This window comes from Microbacterium sp. NPDC055910 (assembly GCF_042271185.1).
Lineage (GTDB): Bacteria > Actinomycetota > Actinomycetes > Actinomycetales > Microbacteriaceae > Microbacterium.
The window spans coordinates 49,114-65,554 of the sequence record NZ_JBHJZS010000008.1; the positions used below are offsets into that span (position 1 = coordinate 49,114).

A 16,441-nucleotide genomic window follows, 5' to 3' on the forward strand; every position below is an offset into this window, starting at 1 on the left:
CCGGCGGCCGTCGGCGGCTCAGTAGGGCACCTCTTCGTGGGATTCCGCGGTGTCTCCCGCCGGGACGGTGACCAGCGGCCAGCCCGCGTCGACGGCGTCGTCCGTGCGCGGAACGGATGGATTCTCCCATTCGCGCGATGGCGACGACGGTGCGCCGCCGGCGTGGGCCGTCTTCTCGAACGTCGTCGTCCCCCAGCGCAGATCGTGACCGATCGCCTCGGCGTCGATCTCGGCCTCTGTCCCGTGGTTCTGCGCAGTCTCCCAGTTTCGGATGCGCAGCCTTCCCGACACGAGGACGCGCTGCCCCTTCCGCAGGGACCGCGCGGCGTTCTCGCCGAGTGATCGGAAGACCGAGACGGTGTACCAGTTGGTACCCGCGTCAGCCCATTCGCCGGTCGTCTTGTCACGACGACGTTCCCCGCACGCGATTCGGAATCGCGTGTAGGGGACGCCGCCCGCTGTGCTTCGCTGCTCCGGATCCGTCGCGATGTTCCCCGCGACCGTGATGGTCGTTCCGTTCATTTCTTCTCCTCTGCTCGGAGCCTTGGTCGGTTGGCTCGCAGTGGTGCCGGCGTGCCCGGCCGGCACCACTGCTGTCCCACCTTGGTCCGCGCGAACCGCGTCCTCCGCGGGGCCGCCGGATCTGGGGAGAGAACGGCGAGCGTCCCCACCTGGGGAGGAATCGGACCGCCACGGCGATGTCCGAGGTCGCATCTATGTTCGACGGAGGAAGGGAGAGCACATGTCCATCCAGCTCCACCCACCGGTCGCGGTCGCTCCGCGTCCGCGTCGGCCCACCCCGCTCCGACTCGCATCCGCCGCGCCCGCGCTCTGGCGCGTCCTCGATCCGACGGGCCGCGTCATCGGTCACGTCCAGGCACGGAACAGTACGGGGGGCACTCGCTACCGTGCGCGTCGGTTCCACGTCGGCTCGCGCGCCTTCCGCGACCTCGGCGACTTCTGGTCGATAGACGACGCCCTGGACTGCCTGCGCTACACGCGCTGACCGCTCCGGGCGCACGAATATGGGGTTGGATGGTGCTTGTGCCACGCCGCGTCATCCAACTGCTCATCGGGCTGCTGCTCTACGGTGCCGGGTGCGCGCTCACCGTTCAGGCGGGCTTGGGTGTCGACCCGTGGACCGTCCTGGCCGAAGGCATCTCGATCCACACCGGCGTCGGCATCGGCTGGATCACGAATCTGCTCGGTTTTCTCGTGCTGCTGCTGTGGATCCCGCTGCGTCAGAAGCCGGGGGTCGGCACGATCGCGAACATCCTCGTCGTCGGCACCAGCATGCAGGCGGTCCTCACCGTCGTCCCGCCGATCGAGGGGCTGCTCGCGCAGATCGCCGTCCTGCTCGCCGGCATCCTGCTCGTGGCGCTCGCGTCGGGGCTGTACATCGGCGCCCACTTCGGACCGGGTCCGCGCGACGGTCTGATGACCGGCATGCACACGCGGCTGCGCTGGCCCATCTGGGTGTGCCGCGCCGCCGTCGAACTCACGGTGCTGTTCGTGGGGTGGCTGCTGGGCGGCACGGTCGGGCTTGGGACGGTCCTGTTCGCCGTTCTCATCGGCCCCCTCGTGCATGTCGCCCTTCCGCTGCTGGACACCCGTCGCCCGGCCCGCGGCACGCGGGCGACCACCACGCTCACGGCAGACGAGGCGCTTCCTCCTTCGCCCTGAGCGCCGCTCAGTGCTCGAGGAACTTCGGCCAGTCACTCCCCGGTGCCATCCGGGCGTGCAGCGCCTGCTTCGCCACATCCATCGAAGGGTATGTTCCGGCGGCAGCGGGCGCTCCGGCCATCGTGACGGTGTACCCCTCGTCGGATTTGCGGATGCTGCCGACCACTCCGCCGGCACCGTATGCGACCCACAATGCGTGTGATGTCTCGGTCGTGCTCATCATCGAACTCCTTCCGATGCACCAGACGCTACGCCGCCCGCGGGGAAAGAACCAGCGCATCCGCCGATTCCCGGCCGCTGTGAGCGGCCGCTACCCTTGATGACGTTGACCCCCAGTAGCTCAGTGGATAGAGCAGCGGCCTTCTAATCCGCCGGTCAGGTGTTCGAATCACCTCTGGGGGGCCGAAATCGAGTGTCCGTCCCGTCATTAGGATGGGTCCCATGGTGGGTGCCTCTGAGAATGACCGGCTTGTCTGGATCGATTGCGAAATGACCGGTCTCGATCTCGAGGTCGATGAACTCGTCGAGATCGCGATCGTCGTGACGGACTTCGAGTTGCGACCCCTCGACGAGGGCTTCCACATCGTCATCAAGCCCGATGCCTCGGCGCTCGAGCACATGAACGACTTCGTCACCGCGATGCACGAGAAGTCGGGCCTGCTCTCCGAGATCCCCGGCGGCGTCTCCGTCGCCGACGCGGAGTTCCAGGCTCTCGAATACATCCAGCGGTTCGTGCCGCAGCAGGGCAAAGCGCCCCTCGCCGGCAATACGATCGGCACCGACCGCATGTTCCTCGCGAAGTACATGCCCCGAGTCGATCGATGGCTGCACTACCGCAACGTCGACGTCTCGAGCATCAAGGAGCTCTCACGACGGTGGCATCCGCGCGCATACATCCACGCGCCGGCCAAGGACGGCGGTCACCGCGCCCTGGCCGACATCCTCGAATCGATTCGCGAGCTCGTCTACTATCGGCGGGCGGTGTTCGTTCCCGAGCCCGGCCCGACGAGCGACGACGCGCGTGCCGCTGCGGCCGCGGCCGTTTCGTCATTCTCGTCGGAGGTATGAGAGAATCTTCTGGTTGCTCGCGAAAGCGGGAGACATGGTGGGTATAGCTCAGTTGGTAGAGCGCGGCCTTGTGGTGGCCGATGTCGCGGGTTCGAGCCCCGTTACTCACCCCAAGAGAAGCGAGGCCATGGGGCATCGTATGGAGATGGATGCCGCGGCATTCGAGGAACTCGTCGTGGACGAGCTCGACAGGCTGCCCGATGAGATGGTCGACGGCCTCGACAATGTCGTCTTCGTCGTCGAAGATCGGCCCGAGGACGGCAGTCTCGATCTGCTCGGTCTGTACGACGGATGGGCGTTGACGGAGCGCGGCCAGTACGGCGGCGGTGAGCTCCCCGATCGGATCATCGTCTACCGCGAGCCGCATCTGATCACGTGCGAGACGCTCGACGAACTGCGCGATGAGATCCACACGACCCTCGTCCACGAGATCGCCCACTTCTACGGCATCGACGACGATCGGCTGCACGAACTGGGGTGGGCGTGAAGACCCCGACGGTTCTGCCCGACACCGACCGCTCCCCCACGTCACAGCAGTTGGTCGACCGTCCGCGCCCGTGGCAGACGGTCGTGTGGAACGATCCGGTCAATCTGATGAGCTACGTCACGCACGTCTTCCGTGAGTACTTCGGCTATGCGCGGAGCGAGGCGGAACGGCTCATGCTCGCGGTGCACCACGACGGTCATGCGGTCGTGGCCGAGGGGGCGCGCGAGCAGATGGAGCTGCATACGCAGGCCATGCACGACTACGGCCTGTGGGCCACGATCCGGGAGGCACCATGACCGAACGGACGATCGTTCTCGAACTCGCCCGCATCGAAGGGGCGCACCTCGCCGACCTCGTGAACCAGTTCGACCGGCTGCTCGCCGAGAGCGACGTCGTCGGAGACCCCGCGCTTCGCCGCCTCGTCCCCGATGCGTACTCCGACCCGGAGGCAGCGAGAGAGTTCCGCTCGCTCACCGAACGCGAACTGCTCGCCCGGCGCTCCGAGGACGCGACGGTCGTCCTCGCCTCTCTCGCCGCGATCGGCGAGCTGCCCGAGGATCCGGAGGATCCTCGCCTCGTCGAAGCCGTCGAGCTCCGCCTCGATCCCGACGAGGCGCGCGCATGGCTGCGTACGCTGTCGGCGGTGCGCCTCGTGCTCGCGACGCGCCTCGACATCAGCGACGAAGACGACCACCACCCCGAGGATCCGCGATTCGGTATCTACGACTGGCTCGGCTACCGACTCGACGGGCTCGTCCGCGCCGTCGACGGGGGCTGAGCGGTCAGGGAATCTCGACGCGGACTGTCGCGAGCGCGGCCGGGTCGTTGCGTTCGATGTGGGCTTGCTCTTGCTCCGCCCATCGCTCCCAGTGCGGCCGGTAGCTGTCACCGTCGCGCTCGAGCGCCCGTCGACGGCGTGATACCGAGGGCGATTCGCACCACACGCGGACATCGGCAAGGAGCGCCGTTCCGGGCGTGAGGATGCCGGCGCCCTCGATGATGAGCGGAAGGGCCGGGTCGACGGCATGGGCTTCGGCCTCACGCTCTTCGTGCCAGTCCCACCGGTTCCAGGTCCCGATCGTGCCCCGCGCGTGCGGGCGCAGGATGTCGACACGTGCGCGTTCGACGCCGAGCTCGAGTCCGTCCCAACCGGGATACAGCGAATCCAGCGCGACGAGCTGCACACGGCCCGCGCCCGGCCACTCCGCGGCGGTGCGCAGCGCGAGCGACGACTTGCCGGCGCCGCTGCGTCCGTCGATGAGGATGACGGGGTTGGGCGCCTCGATCGCCTCGACGGCCTGCAGGATCCGTGATGTCGCAGCGGTCAGCGCCCGGCCGACGACGTCGGTGCTACTTCTTGAGGGCGCGGATGACACGGCTGAGCGCACGCCCGGCGACGCACACGAACGGGATCGCGACCGCCAGCAGCGAAACCAGGTTCGGCTCGAAGCGCAGGTCGTCGCCCTTGCGGACATAGGCGCCCACGGGGACCGAATAGCCGCCGCCTCCGCCGCCGCCGTTCCCCTCGTCATCGGAGCCGCCGCCGAACCCGGACCACGTCAGAGCGACCGGAATGAACGTGACACCGTTGACGTCCTGGGGTTCGCCATAGGCGCTCTTCACGCCGAGCGAGACGGATTGCTTGGAGAGTTCGAGAGCGATGTTGGGCATGCCTCCACGCTACCCGCCCGCGTCGATCGTGCCCAGAGCCGGATCACGACGCCGACGGCGGTCGAGGGTGCGAGGGCTGGGAGCCGCCGTCTCGGCGCGCACCGAGCAGAGTCGCCCGCGTGATCGCGTTCCGGCCGAATTTCGTCGCGGCTCCGTCGAGTGCGCCTTCGATCCGCCGCCATCCGTCGTCGTCATCCCACAGGGCGGGTGCGCCCGAGCCCGAGGGGCTGAGCTTCTCTGCGCGCACGCCCACGAGCCGCACCGGAAGGCCCCGGTGGACACCGGCGAACAGGTCGTGAGCGGCGCTGCCGATCCGCTGCCCGACGGCCGTGGGCTCGGCGAGCGTCTGAGACCTCGTCACCGTCGTGAAGTCGGCGAAGCGCACCTTGATCGACACGGTCGACGCCTCCCATCCGTGCTGCCGCAGACGCGCACCCACGCGATCGGCGAGGCGACGCAGCTCGGCTCTCAGAATCGTCTCGTCGGCGATGTCGTCGCGGAAGGTCTCTTCGTGCCCGATGCTCTTCTCCACCCGTGTCGTGTCGATCGGGCGCGGGTCGATCCCTCGTGCGAGATGCCACAGGCGATCGCCGAGCGCCGGGCCGAGAGCGCGATCGAGCACCTCCCGCGGCTCTTCGAGCACATCGGCGACGGTGCGGATGCCGCGGCGTTCGAGCGCGTCGCCCGCCTTGGGGCCGATGCCCCACAGCGCTCGTACGGGGCGCGGCGCCAGGAACGCCGCGGTATCGGCAGGGGTCACGATGAGCAGGCCGTCGGGCTTGGACAGGGTCGACGCCATCTTCGCGATGTGCTTCGTGGCGGCGACGCCGATCGAGCACGTCAGGCCGGTCTCGGCGCGCACCTGGGCGCGCAGCATCCGAGCGATCGTTCCGGGACTGCCCCACAGCCTTCGCGCACCGCGCACGTCGAGGAAGGCCTCGTCGATCGACAGCGGCTCGACGAGCGGTGTGACATCGCGGAAGACGCCCATGACCTGCGCGGAAAGCGCGAGGTAGCGGTCGAAGCGCGGCGGCACGACGATCGCCGTGGGACACAGCCGGAGCGCCTGCCCGACCGGCATCGCCGAGCGCACCCCGAAGCGGCGTGCTTCGTAGGACGCGCTCGAGACGACCGAGCGGCTCTCGGGTGCGCCGATGATGATCGGCTTGCCGGCGAGCGTCGGATCATCGAGCACGGCGACGGCCGCGTAGAAGGCGTCCATGTCGACATGCAGGATGCCGGTGCCGGTGTCATCCGCACCCTGCGGTGACACCATCCGTCCGCTGCCGTCGCCTCGCCCCATGCGTCCATTCTCTCCTCGGGCACCGACATCCGGCGCCCGAGGAGAATGGTCATCCTGCCGCGCGCTCGAGGATCAGCTCGCGCACCCGCGCGGCATCCGCCTGTCCTCGCATGGCCTTCATGACGGCGCCGATCACGGCACCGGCGGCCTGCACCTTGCCGTCGCGGATCTTGGCGAGCACGTCCGGCTGCGCGGCGAGCGCGTCGTCGATGGCGGCGATGAGCGCACCGTCGTCGGACACGACGGCGAGGCCGCGCGCATCGACGATATGCTGCGGCGTACCCTCTCCCGCGATCATGCCCTCGAGCACCTGACGAGCGAGCTTGTCGGTGAGCGTGCCCGCGTCGACGAGCGTCTGCAGCTCGGCGACCGCCGCGGGCTCGACGAGCTCGGCGGGCTCTTTGCCCTCGGCGTTCGCGACGCGCGAGAGCTCGCCCGTCCACCACTTGCGCGCGGCGGCGGGAGACGCGCCGGCGGCGACCGTGGCCTCGACCTCGGCCAGGAGTCCGGCGTTGACGACGTCCTGAAGCTCGAGGTCGGTGAAGCCCCAATCGCCCTTCAGACGCCGGCGACGCACGGCCGGCGGTTCGGGCAGCGCTGCGCGCAGCTCGTCGATCAGCTCGAGCGACGGGGCGACGGGCAGCAGATCCGGCTCGGGGAAGTAGCGGTAGTCGTCGGCGTCCGACTTCGGACGACCCGGAGAGGTCGTGCCGGTGTCCTCGTGCCAGTGGCGGGTCTCCTGCGTGATCGTGCCGCCCGCCGCGAGGATCGCGGCCTGACGCTGGATCTCGTACCGGACGGCCCGCTCGACGGAGCGCATCGAGTTGACGTTCTTCGTCTCGGTGCGCGTGCCGAGCGGTGCGGCGGGCTCACCGGCCGCGACCCGGGGGCGCAGCGACACGTTCGCGTCGCAGCGCAGATTGCCCCGCTCCATGCGGGCCTCCGAGATGCCCAGCGAGATCACGATGTCGCGGATCGTCGCGACGTAGGCCTTCGCGATCTCGGGCGCACGGTGCTCGGCGCCGAAGATCGGCTTCGTGACGATCTCGACGAGCGGCACTCCGGCGCGGTTGTAGTCCACGAGCGAGTACTCGGCGCCCTGGATGCGGCCGGTCGCCCCGCCGACGTGCGTCAGCTTGCCGGCATCCTCTTCCATGTGCGCGCGCTCGATCGGGACGGTGACGATGTCGCCGCCGGCGAGCTCGATGTCGACGGACCCCTCGAACGCGATCGGCTCGTCGTACTGCGAGATCTGGTAGTTCTTGCCCAGATCGGGGTAGAAGTAGTTCTTCCGCGCGAACCGGCTCGAGGGTGCGATCGAGCAGCCGAGTGCGAGCCCCAGGCTGATCGAGTAGCGCACGGCGGTCTCGTTGACGGTCGGCATCGCCCCCGGCAGGCCCATGTCCACGGGAGCGACGAGCGTGTTCGGCGCCGCGTCGTGGTTCGCGGAGTTCGCAGGGTTCGCCGCCGACGAGAACATCTTCGTCTCGGTGTTGAGCTCGACGTGCACTTCGAAGCCGAGCACCGGCTCGAACTGCTCAAGCGCCTTGTCGAAATCCATCAGTTTGGCCTTCGCCATCAGAGAGCACCTCCGCTCGCATCGAGGGACGGTGCTCTGTCGAGAAGCGGTCCACCCCAGGAATCCACGAGAAGCGCCTCGACGGCGGCCCCCACTCGGTACAGGCGCGCGTCCTCGCGGGTCGGGGCGAGGAACTGGATGCCGACGGGCAGGCCGTCCTCGGCCGCGAGACCGGATGGGATCGAGATGCCCGGCACGCCCGCGAGGTTCGCCGGGATCGTCGTCACGTCGTTGAGGTACATCTGCAGCGGGTCGTCGATCTTCTCACCGAGCCTGAACGCCGTCGTCGGTGCGGAGGGCGTCGCGATGACGTCGACCTGCGCGAACGCCTCGTCGAAGTCGCGCTGGATGAGGGTGCGGACCTTCTGCGCCGAGCCGTAGTAGGCGTCGTAGTAGCCGGCCGACAACGCGTACGTGCCGAGGATGACGCGGCGCTTGACCTCGTCGCCGAAGCCGGCTTCACGCGTGGCGGCCATGACCTCTTCGACCGTCGCGGATGCGTGCGGCGTGACCCGCATGCCGAAGCGCACGGAGTCGAACTTCGCGAGGTTGCTCGACGCCTCGGCGGGGAGGATCAGGTAGTAGGCGGCGACGCCGTACTCGAAGTGGGGCGCGCTGACATCGACGATCTCGGCGCCCTGCGCCTCCATCGCCGCAAGCGCCTGCCGAAACGACGCCGCGACACCCGACTGGAAGCCGCTGTCGGGAAGCTCCCGGATGACGCCGACGCGCAGCCCCTTGAGGACGTCGCCCGATGCACCTTCGCGGGCGGCATCGGCGAACGACGGCCAGGCATCCGTGAGCGACGTGGAGTCGTGGGGATCATGTCCCCCGATGACGTCGTGGAGGAGTCCGGCATCCAGCACCGTCCGCGTGACGGGCCCGACCTGGTCGAGTGAAGAGGCCAGTGCGATCGCACCGTAGCGGCTCACGCCGCCGTACGTGGGCTTCATGCCGACGGTGCCCGTCACGTGTGCGGGCTGACGGATCGATCCGCCGGTGTCGGAGCCGAGCGCGAGCGGCGTTTCGAACGCCGCGACGGCCGCGGCGGACCCTCCGCCGGATCCACCCGGGATCCGCTCGAGGTCCCAGGGGTTGCGCGTCGGTCCGTACGCGGAGTGCTCCGTCGAGGAGCCCATCGCGAACTCGTCCATGTTCGTCTTGCCGAGCGGCACGAGTCCCGCCGCGCGTGAACGCGCGACGACGGTCGCGTCGTAGGGCGACATGTAGCCCTCGAGGATGCGCGAGCCGCTCGTGGACGGCATGTCGGTCGTCACCAGGACGTCCTTGATCGCGAGCGGGACGCCCGCGACGGGTCCGAGCCGCTCCCCCGCCGCACGGCGACGGTCGATGTCGGCCGCGACATCGAGCGCGTGATCGCTGACATGCAGGAACGCGTGCACATCGCCGTCGACGGCCGCGATCCGGTCGAGGTGCGCCTGCGTCACCTCGACGCTGGACACGTCGCCCGAGGCGATCCGGGCCGCGAGGTCTGCGGCGCTCAGCCGCGTGAGGTCGCTCACTGCTCCTCCCCCAGGATCGCCGTGACGCGGAAGCGGTCGTCCGCGGCATCCGGAGCATTCTGGAGCACCTGAGCGATCGTCAGCATGTCGCCGGGGACATCCGAGCGGAAGACGTTCTGCAGCGGAACGGGGTGACTCGTCGCGGGCACGTCGGGCGTCGCGACCTGCGACACCTTCGCGATGTTGTCGACGATGACGTCGAGCTGACCCGTGAGGCGCTCGACCTCCTCGTCGCTCAGCTGTATGCGGGCGAGCACGCCGAGATGGCGCACGAGATCTGGGGTGATTTCCGACACCCCTCCATCCTACGAGCGCGCGCGGCGCGCACCCGACCGGAATAGGCTGTCCGCCGTGACGACATACAACCCGCCCCGCCCGTGGATCGCCAGCTACGCCGAGGGAGTGCCTGCCGACCTCGATCCCGTCTCCGGCTCGCTCGTCGACATCGTCGACGCGTCGGTGCGGGACTATCCGGATGCCGTCGCCCTGCAGTTCTTCGGACGCGAGACGAGCTACCGGCACATGCACGAGCAGATCGAGCGCGCGGCGGCGGGACTCAAAGCGCTGGGGGTGCGCGCGGGTGACCCCGTCGCGATCGTGCTGCCCAACTGCCCGCAGCACATCGTCGCGTTCTATGCGATCCTGCGGCTCGGCGCCGTCGTCGTCGAGCACAATCCGCTCTACACGCCGCGAGAGCTGCGCAAGCAGTTCGAGGACCACGGCGCGAAACACGCCATCGTGTGGTCGAAGGTCGTCGCGACGGTGCAGGAGTTCCCGGCCGACCTCTCCGTGAGCTCGATCGTCTCGGTCGACGTCACGAAGGCCATGCCGTTCGCGACGCGTCTCGCTCTCAAGCTGCCGATCGCGAAGGCCCGCGAGGCCCGGACGGCTCTTCACGAACGCGTATCGGGGACCATCCCCTGGGATCAGGTCGTCGCCTCCGCGCCGCTGCCGGCGACGCATCCGCGGCCCGGTACGGACGACCTCGCGCTCATCCAGTACACGAGCGGCACGACCGGCACCCCCAAGGGGGCCGCGCTGACGCACCGGAACCTCCTGTCGAACGCCGCGCAGGCGCGCGCCTGGGTGCCGTCCATCGTGCGGGGTCCCGGATGCGTCGTGTACGCCGTGCTGCCCATGTTCCACGCCTACGGGCTGACGCTGTGTCTGACCTTCGCGATGTCGATGGGCGCGCGGCTCGTGCTGTTCCCACGGTTCGACCCCGACATGGTGCTCGAGGTCACGAAGAAGCACCCCGCGACCTTCCTGCCGCTCGTCCCGCCGATCGCCGACCGGCTGCTCGCAGCCGCGCGAGAGAGGGGCGTCTCGCTCGCGGGGACCGAGGTCGCGATCTCGGGCGCGATGGCGCTTCCGCACGAACTCGTCGTGCCGTTCGAGGAGGCCACGGGCGGCTATCTGGTCGAGGGATACGGCCTGAGCGAATGCTCGCCCGTCCTCATGGCCAATCCCGTCGCCGCCAACCGCGTGCCGGGGACGGTGGGGCTTCCGCTGCCCGGCACCGAAGCGCGCGTCGTCGATCCCGACGAGCCGACCGTCGACGTCCCGCCGGGCGAGCGCGGCGAACTGATCGTCCGCGGACCCCAGGTGTTCCAGGGCTACTACGGCAAGCCCGAGGAGACCGAACGGGTCTTCGCGGACGGGTGGTTCCGCACGGGAGACATCGTCCAGATCGACGATGCCGGCTTCGTGCGCATCGTCGACCGGATCAAGGAGCTCATCATCACGGGCGGCTTCAACGTCGCTCCGACCGAGGTCGAGATCGCCCTGCGTCAGCATCCCCAGGTCGAGGATGCCGCCGTCGTCGGGCTGCCCAGCGAACACTCCGGCGAAGAGGTCGTCGCGGCGATCGTCGTGGACGGCGGCGAGGACGTCGATGTGGACGCGATCCGGGAGTTCGCTCGCGGCATCCTCACGCCCTACAAGGTGCCCCGCCGTGTCTTCGTCGTCGATGAACTGCCGAAGTCCCTCATCGGCAAGGTGCTACGCAGGCAGGTGCGGGACCGGCTGCTCACCCTCACGTCCGGCTCCTAGTCGCAGCCGCCGCCCAGCGCCGAGACGAAGATCACTCGGACTCCATGAGCTTGTGCAATGTCTCCAGCCGTCGTGCGCGAGTATCCGCGTCCGATGCCCCTCTTCTCTCGATGGCAGAGGAGGAGACCATACCTACGACACAGGCTCGTGCCGCTACCCCGCGTCGGGGTCGAGCACGTCGAGGGCGGCGGGCCCCTGCTCGACGAGGATGCGGAACTGCGCCGCATCGATGATGCGCACGCCGAGGTCCTCCGCCTTGGCGAGCTTGGATCCGGCGCCGGGGCCCGCCGCGACGAAGTCGGTCTTCTTCGAGACACTCGACGCGGCCTTGCCACCCGCCGCGATGATCGCTTCCTGAGCGCCTTCGCGCGTGAAGCCGTCGAGCGATCCCGTCGCGACGACCGTGAGCCCCTCGAGCACACCGCCCGCCGAGACCGCACCCGGGCCCGGATGACCCGGCGTCGCCCACCGGACACCCGCATCCGACCACTGCCGCACGATCTCCCGGTGCCAGTCGACGGCGAACCAGTCTCGCAGCGACACCGCGATGATGTCGCCCACGCCCTCCACCGCGGCGAGATCTTCGAGGCTCGCGTCACGGATCGCGTCGAGCGACCCGAACCACTGCGCGAGCGCACGGGCGGCGACAGGGCCGACGTGACGGATGTTCAGAGATACGAGGAGCCGCCACAGCTCTTTCGTCTTCGCCTTTTCGAGTTCGGCGAGCAGCTTGAGCGCGGCTTCCGACGGGAGGACTTCTCGGTGGTCCTTGCGGATGCCCGCGCGACGCCGGGCTGCGGCATCCAGCTGTTCGCTCCCTGGCGGATACTGCGCAGGCCCGAGCTTCTGAAACGGCGTGCGCCGCACGGGCTCGCCCGTAGTCTCGTCGATCTTCGGCTGGCCCGTCTCGGCGTCGCGAACGATCACGGAGATCGGCACGAGGTCTTCGAGCGTCAGCGAGAACAGACCGGCCTCGGTCACAAGCGGTGCGACGGCCGGAGGCTCCGCCTGCGTGAGCGCGGCGGCCGTCACTTCGCCGAGGACCTCGATGTCGAGTGCGCCGCGCGACCCGATGTGCTCGACGCGACCGCGCACCTGGGCCGGGCACGATCTCGTGTTCGGGCAGCGCAGGTCGATGTCGCCTTCCTTCGCGGGGGCGAGCAGCGACCCGCACTCGGGGCACCGCTCGGGCATGACGAACTCGCGCTCCGTGCCGTCCCGCAGCTCGACGACGGGCCCGAGCACTTCGGGGATGACGTCGCCCGCCTTGCGCAGCACGACGGTGTCGCCGATCAGCACGCCCTTGGCACGCACGACGTCCTTGTTGTGGAGCGTCGCCTGACGCACGACCGATCCCGCGACGTGCGCGGGCGCCATGACGGCGAACGGTGTGGCGCGTCCCGTGCGGCCCACTGAGACGACGATGTCGAGGAGTGTGGTCTGGACTTCTTCGGGCGGGTATTTGTAGGCGATGGCCCAGCGCGGTGCGCGGCTCGTCGCGCCGAGCTCGGCATGATCGGCGAGGTTGTCGACCTTGACGACGATGCCGTCGAGTTCGTGCTCGATATCGTGACGGTGCTCGCCGTAGTGGGCGACGAAGTCGGCGACCTCGTCGATGCTGTCGCACACCTTCGTGCGCGGACTGGTGGGGAGCCCCCAAGCGGCGAGGAGTCCGTAGACCTCGCTCTGCGTCGCAACCGGCGGTTCCGACCACGCCCCGATGCCGTGGACATAGAGCCGGAGGGACTCGATCCGGATGATGCCGGCTTCGAGTTCGAGCCCTTCCTTCTTGCCGAGCTGCTGCCGCAGACCGCCGCTGGCCGCATTGCGCGGATTCGCGAAGGAAGGGAAGCGTCGGGCCGCTGCGATGCGTGCCTTCTCCTCGTCGAACGGCTTCTTCGCGGTCGTGCGGGCGTCCCACCGTGCGAGCGACTCGGCGAATGCCCGCTCGCGGAAGTCAGCCTGCGCCGCGTTGAGCTTCTCGAAGGCGGCAACCGGGATGAAGACCTCGCCGCGCACTTCGACGATCGGCGGATGCCCGGTGCCCGTCAGCCGCGCGGGCATCCCCGTGACCTTCACCGCGTTCTCGGTGACGATCTCGCCGACGCGTCCGTCACCGCGTGTGGCCGCCGATGTGAGCACTCCGTCCTCGTAGCGCAGGTTGATCGCGAGTCCGTCGATCTTGAGCTCGGTGAGCCACGCGACCTCGCGACCGACCGCCGCTTGGGTCTTGCCGGCCCACTCCCGCAGCTCATCGATCGAGAACACGTTGTCGAGGCTGAGCATGCGCTCGGCGTGCTCGATCGTGTCGAGGCCCGTCGATTCAGCGGCACCGACCATCTGCGTGGGTGAGTCCTGCCCCTGCAGCTCGGGATAGAGCCGCTCGAGCTCGGTGAGGCTCCGCATCCACCCGTCGTACGTGGCGTCATCGACGATCGACGTGTCGCGCCCGTAATAGGCGTCCTTCGCATCGAGGATGAGCCCCGTCAGGCGCTCAGCCTCAGCCCGGGCGTCTTCTCGCGAGATGTTCTCCGACACGTCCGCAAGTCTACGAGCGGGCTCCGACGCGAACGGAATGCTCAGAACCGCCGGTCAGGCCGTTCTCACCGGTGCAGCCCACGACGCGGCCGGAAGACCTGTCCGATGCCCTGCCCGATCCCGTCCATGCCCCGTGTCGTCGGTGACATCGAGGATCGGCCCTCTCACCCCGCGACGGGCACGGCGGACTCGGCCCGGTCGATCGTGAACTGACCGATGACGCGGGTGCCGTCGTAGAGCACGGCGGTCTGGCCGGTGGCGACGCCGTCGAACGGGGTGTCGGGCGTGACCGTCAGACCGGAGTCGTCGAGTACCGCGACAGCCGGCACGGGGTCGGCATGGGCGCGGATCTGCACGTGGCAGGGGAACTCCCCCGCGGCCTGCGGGCGACCCGCCCACGTGTACCGGTCGCCGCCGATGCGCGCGGTCGCGAGGGCTTCCTTCGGTCCGACCACAACGGTGTTCGAGACGGGCCTGACCTCCAGGACGAACCGCGGCTTGCCGTCGGGTGCGGGCACACCGAGCTTGAGGCCTCGCCGCTGCCCGACCGTGAAGGCGTGCGCACCGTCATGCGAACCGACGACGGCACCTTCGCGGTCCACGATCTCGCCGGTCTCGGCGCCGACGCGCTCGGCGAGCCAGCCGCGCGTATCGCCGTCGGGGATGAAGCAGATGTCATGGCTGTCGGGCTTCTGCGCGACCGTGAGCCCACGCGCCTCCGCTTCGGCGCGCACGAGCGCCTTCGACGGAGTGGCGCCGAGCGGGAAGTACGTGTGCGCGAGCTGCTGGGCCGTCAGCACCCCGAGCACATACGACTGATCCTTCGCCGCATCCGATGCCCGGTGCAGCTCGAGGCCGTCGGCACCGTCGACGAGCGTCGCGTAGTGGCCGGTGCACACGGCGTCGAAGCCGAGCTCGAGCGCGCGCTCGAGGAGGGCGGCGAACTTGATCTTCTCATTGCAGCGCATGCACGGGTTCGGTGTGCGACCGGCGCGGTACTCGGACACGAAGTCCTCGATGACGTCATCGCGGAAGCGCTCCGAGAAGTCCCACACGTAGAACGGGATGCCGAGCCGGTCGGCCGCGCGGCGCGCGTCCATGGCATCCTCGATCGTGCAGCAGCCGCGGCTTCCCGTGCGCAGTGTGCCGCCGGCTCGCGAGAGCGCGAGATGCACCCCGACGACCTCGTGGCCTGCCTCGACGGCGCGCGCGGTCGCGACGGCGGAGTCCACACCGCCGCTCATCGCCGCCAGAATTCGCATCGTTCCAGTGTAAGAGCTCGCCGATCGGTGTTCGCTGAGATCAGGAGATCCAACGTGGAGCCCGGGTACGGCTCAGCGCGCCGCGCGCGCCCGTTCGACGACCTCGGGGAGCACCGCGAGCACGGCCGAGATGTCGGCAGCGGTCGTCGTGCGGCCGAGCGTGAAGCGCAGCACCTCTCTCGCTTCGGCGTCGCTGCGACCGAGCGCCCGCACGACGTGCGACGGCTCGGGGACGCCCGCCTGGCACGCCGAGCCGGTCGAGACGGCGATGCCGCGCTGGTCGAGCAGGAACAGCAGCGTCTCGCCCGCGGCGCCGGGAAACAGCACGTGCGCGTTGCCGGGGAGGCGATCATCCGGATCACCGAGCAGCTCGACAGTCGGAACAGCCGAGCGGATGCCGCGAACCAGGTCGTCGCGCAGCGCTGCGAGCCGCGCCGCCTCCCGCCTCATCTCAGCCGCTGCGAGCTCTGCCGCGGTCGCGAACGCCGCGGCACCGGCGACGTCCTGCGTGCCGGCGCGCAGGCGGCGCTGCTGCCCGCCCCCGTGCACGAGCGGCGCGATCCGGGCGGTGCGTGCGGTCACGAGCGCTCCCGTGCCGACCGGCGCGCCGATCTTGTGGCCCGACACGCTGAGCGCGACGAGTCCGGTCGCCGGCGCGGCATCCCCCCGCCACGTCGAGAACGCGACGGGAACGTGACCGAACGCCGCGATCGCGTCGAGATGAAGAGGCACACCCGCCGCGGCCGCCGCCGAGGCGAGCGACGCCGCATCGTTGAGCGTGCCCGTCTCGTTCGCCGCGACGAGCGCGGTCGCCACGGCGGCTTGCGGCAGCGCGAGCCGCCACGCATCGATCGGGATGCGTCCCCATCCGTCGAGGGACACCGGTCGGATCTCGGCGTCCTGCGCCGCGGCGAGCCATTCGGCGACATCGATCGTCGCGTGGTGCTCGCCGTCGGGCAGCACGAGCGCATCGCGACCCGGCTCCCGCGCCCACCACAGGCCCTTGAGGCCGAGGTTGACGGCCTCGGTGCCGCCCGAGGTGAACACGATCTCGATGGCGTCGCAGCCGAGGACGACGGCGAGCCGCTCGCGCGACTCCTCGAGCAGTCGCCGCGCGGCCTGTCCCTCGCCGTGGATCGACGACGCGTTGCCCACGAGCTCGGCAGCCCGCAGCCACGCTTCGCGCGACTCGGGGCGCAACGGCGCCGTCGCCGCGTGATCGAGGTAGACCGTCATGGCCCCTCCCTTCCCGCGTCGGGCACCGGCGGAGCGTTA

Annotated in this window: 18 protein-coding genes and 2 tRNA genes; 9 read left to right on the top strand and 11 right to left on the bottom strand. The window is 69.5% G+C overall.

The genetic code is table 11. The annotated features are described in order from the left end of the window. Positions 1-18: 18 nt before the first annotated feature. On the bottom strand, positions 19-522 hold the full coding sequence (locus ACFC3F_RS05810) for a single-stranded DNA-binding protein (RefSeq protein ID WP_376127544.1): 504 nt from the start codon (positions 520-522) through the stop codon (positions 19-21). 220 nt (positions 523-742) lie between these two features. Between ACFC3F_RS05810 and ACFC3F_RS05815 the strand changes: the two genes are divergently transcribed. Then, on the top strand, positions 743-1,006 hold the full coding sequence (locus tag ACFC3F_RS05815) for a hypothetical protein (RefSeq protein WP_376127546.1): 264 nt from the start codon (positions 743-745) through the stop codon (positions 1,004-1,006). Positions 1,007-1,044: 38 nt separating this feature from the next. After that, a complete protein-coding gene (locus ACFC3F_RS05820) occupies positions 1,045-1,683 on the top strand; it encodes a YitT family protein (protein WP_376127646.1) in 639 nt (212 codons plus the stop codon). Positions 1,684-1,690: 7 nt separating this feature from the next. On the opposite strand, the gene ACFC3F_RS05825 is transcribed toward ACFC3F_RS05820, so the two are convergent. After that, entirely contained in the window at positions 1,691-1,903 is a 213-nt protein-coding gene (locus tag ACFC3F_RS05825) for a methyltransferase (protein ID WP_376127548.1), read from the bottom strand. A 109-nt stretch (positions 1,904-2,012) separates the two neighbouring features. Between ACFC3F_RS05825 and ACFC3F_RS05830 the strand changes: the two genes are divergently transcribed. From ACFC3F_RS05830 to ACFC3F_RS05855, 6 genes are all read left to right on the top strand, one after another. Then, positions 2,013-2,085 (top strand) — tRNA-Arg (locus tag ACFC3F_RS05830). Positions 2,086-2,124: 39 nt separating this feature from the next. Next, complete coding sequence (gene orn, locus ACFC3F_RS05835) at positions 2,125-2,751, top strand: oligoribonuclease (protein WP_376127550.1); 627 nt, start codon at positions 2,125-2,127, stop codon at positions 2,749-2,751. A gap of 37 nt (positions 2,752-2,788) precedes the next feature. Next, positions 2,789-2,864, top strand: a tRNA-His gene (locus tag ACFC3F_RS05840). Between the two features lie 26 nt (positions 2,865-2,890). Beyond that, on the top strand, positions 2,891-3,238 hold the full coding sequence (locus ACFC3F_RS05845) for a metallopeptidase family protein (protein WP_376127648.1): 348 nt from the start codon (positions 2,891-2,893) through the stop codon (positions 3,236-3,238). Positions 3,239-3,252: 14 nt separating this feature from the next. Then, the gene (gene clpS, locus ACFC3F_RS05850; RefSeq protein ID WP_376127650.1) at positions 3,253-3,534 is read left to right on the top strand and encodes an ATP-dependent Clp protease adapter ClpS; all 282 of its coding nucleotides are present in this window, start codon (positions 3,253-3,255) and stop codon (positions 3,532-3,534) included. Beyond that, on the top strand, positions 3,531-4,016 hold the full coding sequence (locus ACFC3F_RS05855) for a DUF2017 family protein (RefSeq protein WP_376127551.1): 486 nt from the start codon (positions 3,531-3,533) through the stop codon (positions 4,014-4,016). The genes clpS and ACFC3F_RS05855 overlap by 4 nt, the downstream gene beginning before the upstream one ends. A gap of 4 nt (positions 4,017-4,020) precedes the next feature. Here the strand turns inward: ACFC3F_RS05855 and ACFC3F_RS05860 are convergent, their stop codons facing one another. The 6 genes from ACFC3F_RS05860 to gatC are packed head-to-tail and all read right to left on the bottom strand — an operon-like array spanning position 4,021 to position 9,610. Beyond that, positions 4,021-4,614 carry a hypothetical protein gene (locus ACFC3F_RS05860; RefSeq protein ID WP_376127553.1) on the bottom strand — a complete coding sequence of 198 codons (594 nt, stop codon included), beginning with the start codon at positions 4,612-4,614 and terminating at the stop codon, positions 4,021-4,023. Beyond that, the gene (locus ACFC3F_RS05865) at positions 4,589-4,909 is read right to left on the bottom strand and encodes a hypothetical protein (protein WP_376127554.1); all 321 of its coding nucleotides are present in this window, start codon (positions 4,907-4,909) and stop codon (positions 4,589-4,591) included. The genes ACFC3F_RS05860 and ACFC3F_RS05865 overlap by 26 nt, the downstream gene beginning before the upstream one ends. 43 nt (positions 4,910-4,952) lie before the next feature. After that, the gene (gene dinB / locus ACFC3F_RS05870; RefSeq protein ID WP_376127556.1) at positions 4,953-6,212 is read right to left on the bottom strand and encodes a DNA polymerase IV; all 1,260 of its coding nucleotides are present in this window, start codon (positions 6,210-6,212) and stop codon (positions 4,953-4,955) included. Positions 6,213-6,261: 49 nt separating this feature from the next. Further along, on the bottom strand, positions 6,262-7,791 hold the full coding sequence (gene gatB / locus ACFC3F_RS05875; RefSeq protein WP_376127558.1) for an Asp-tRNA(Asn)/Glu-tRNA(Gln) amidotransferase subunit GatB: 1,530 nt from the start codon (positions 7,789-7,791) through the stop codon (positions 6,262-6,264). Then, positions 7,791-9,314, bottom strand: coding sequence for an Asp-tRNA(Asn)/Glu-tRNA(Gln) amidotransferase subunit GatA (gene gatA / locus ACFC3F_RS05880; protein WP_376127560.1), 1,524 nt, complete (start codon positions 9,312-9,314; stop codon positions 7,791-7,793). The genes gatB and gatA overlap by 1 nt, the downstream gene beginning before the upstream one ends. Beyond that, a complete protein-coding gene (gene gatC, locus ACFC3F_RS05885) occupies positions 9,311-9,610 on the bottom strand; it encodes an Asp-tRNA(Asn)/Glu-tRNA(Gln) amidotransferase subunit GatC (protein ID WP_376127562.1) in 300 nt (99 codons plus the stop codon). The genes gatA and gatC overlap by 4 nt, the downstream gene beginning before the upstream one ends. A 55-nt stretch (positions 9,611-9,665) precedes the next feature. Here gatC and ACFC3F_RS05890 point away from each other — a divergent pair, with 55 nt between their 5' ends. Further along, positions 9,666-11,366, top strand: a complete 1,701-nt coding sequence (locus ACFC3F_RS05890; RefSeq protein ID WP_376127564.1) for a long-chain-fatty-acid--CoA ligase — start codon at positions 9,666-9,668, stop codon at positions 11,364-11,366. Positions 11,367-11,519: 153 nt separating this feature from the next. On the opposite strand, the gene ligA is transcribed toward ACFC3F_RS05890, so the two are convergent. From ligA to ACFC3F_RS05905, 3 genes are all read right to left on the bottom strand, one after another. Further along, positions 11,520-13,904, bottom strand: a complete 2,385-nt coding sequence (gene ligA / locus ACFC3F_RS05895) for an NAD-dependent DNA ligase LigA (RefSeq protein WP_376127566.1) — start codon at positions 13,902-13,904, stop codon at positions 11,520-11,522. Positions 13,905-14,068: 164 nt separating this feature from the next. After that, on the bottom strand, positions 14,069-15,166 hold the full coding sequence (gene mnmA / locus ACFC3F_RS05900; protein WP_376127568.1) for a tRNA 2-thiouridine(34) synthase MnmA: 1,098 nt from the start codon (positions 15,164-15,166) through the stop codon (positions 14,069-14,071). Between the two features lie 72 nt (positions 15,167-15,238). Beyond that, on the bottom strand, positions 15,239-16,402 hold the full coding sequence (locus ACFC3F_RS05905) for a cysteine desulfurase family protein (RefSeq protein ID WP_376127569.1): 1,164 nt from the start codon (positions 16,400-16,402) through the stop codon (positions 15,239-15,241). Between the last annotated feature and the right edge of the window lie 39 nt (positions 16,403-16,441).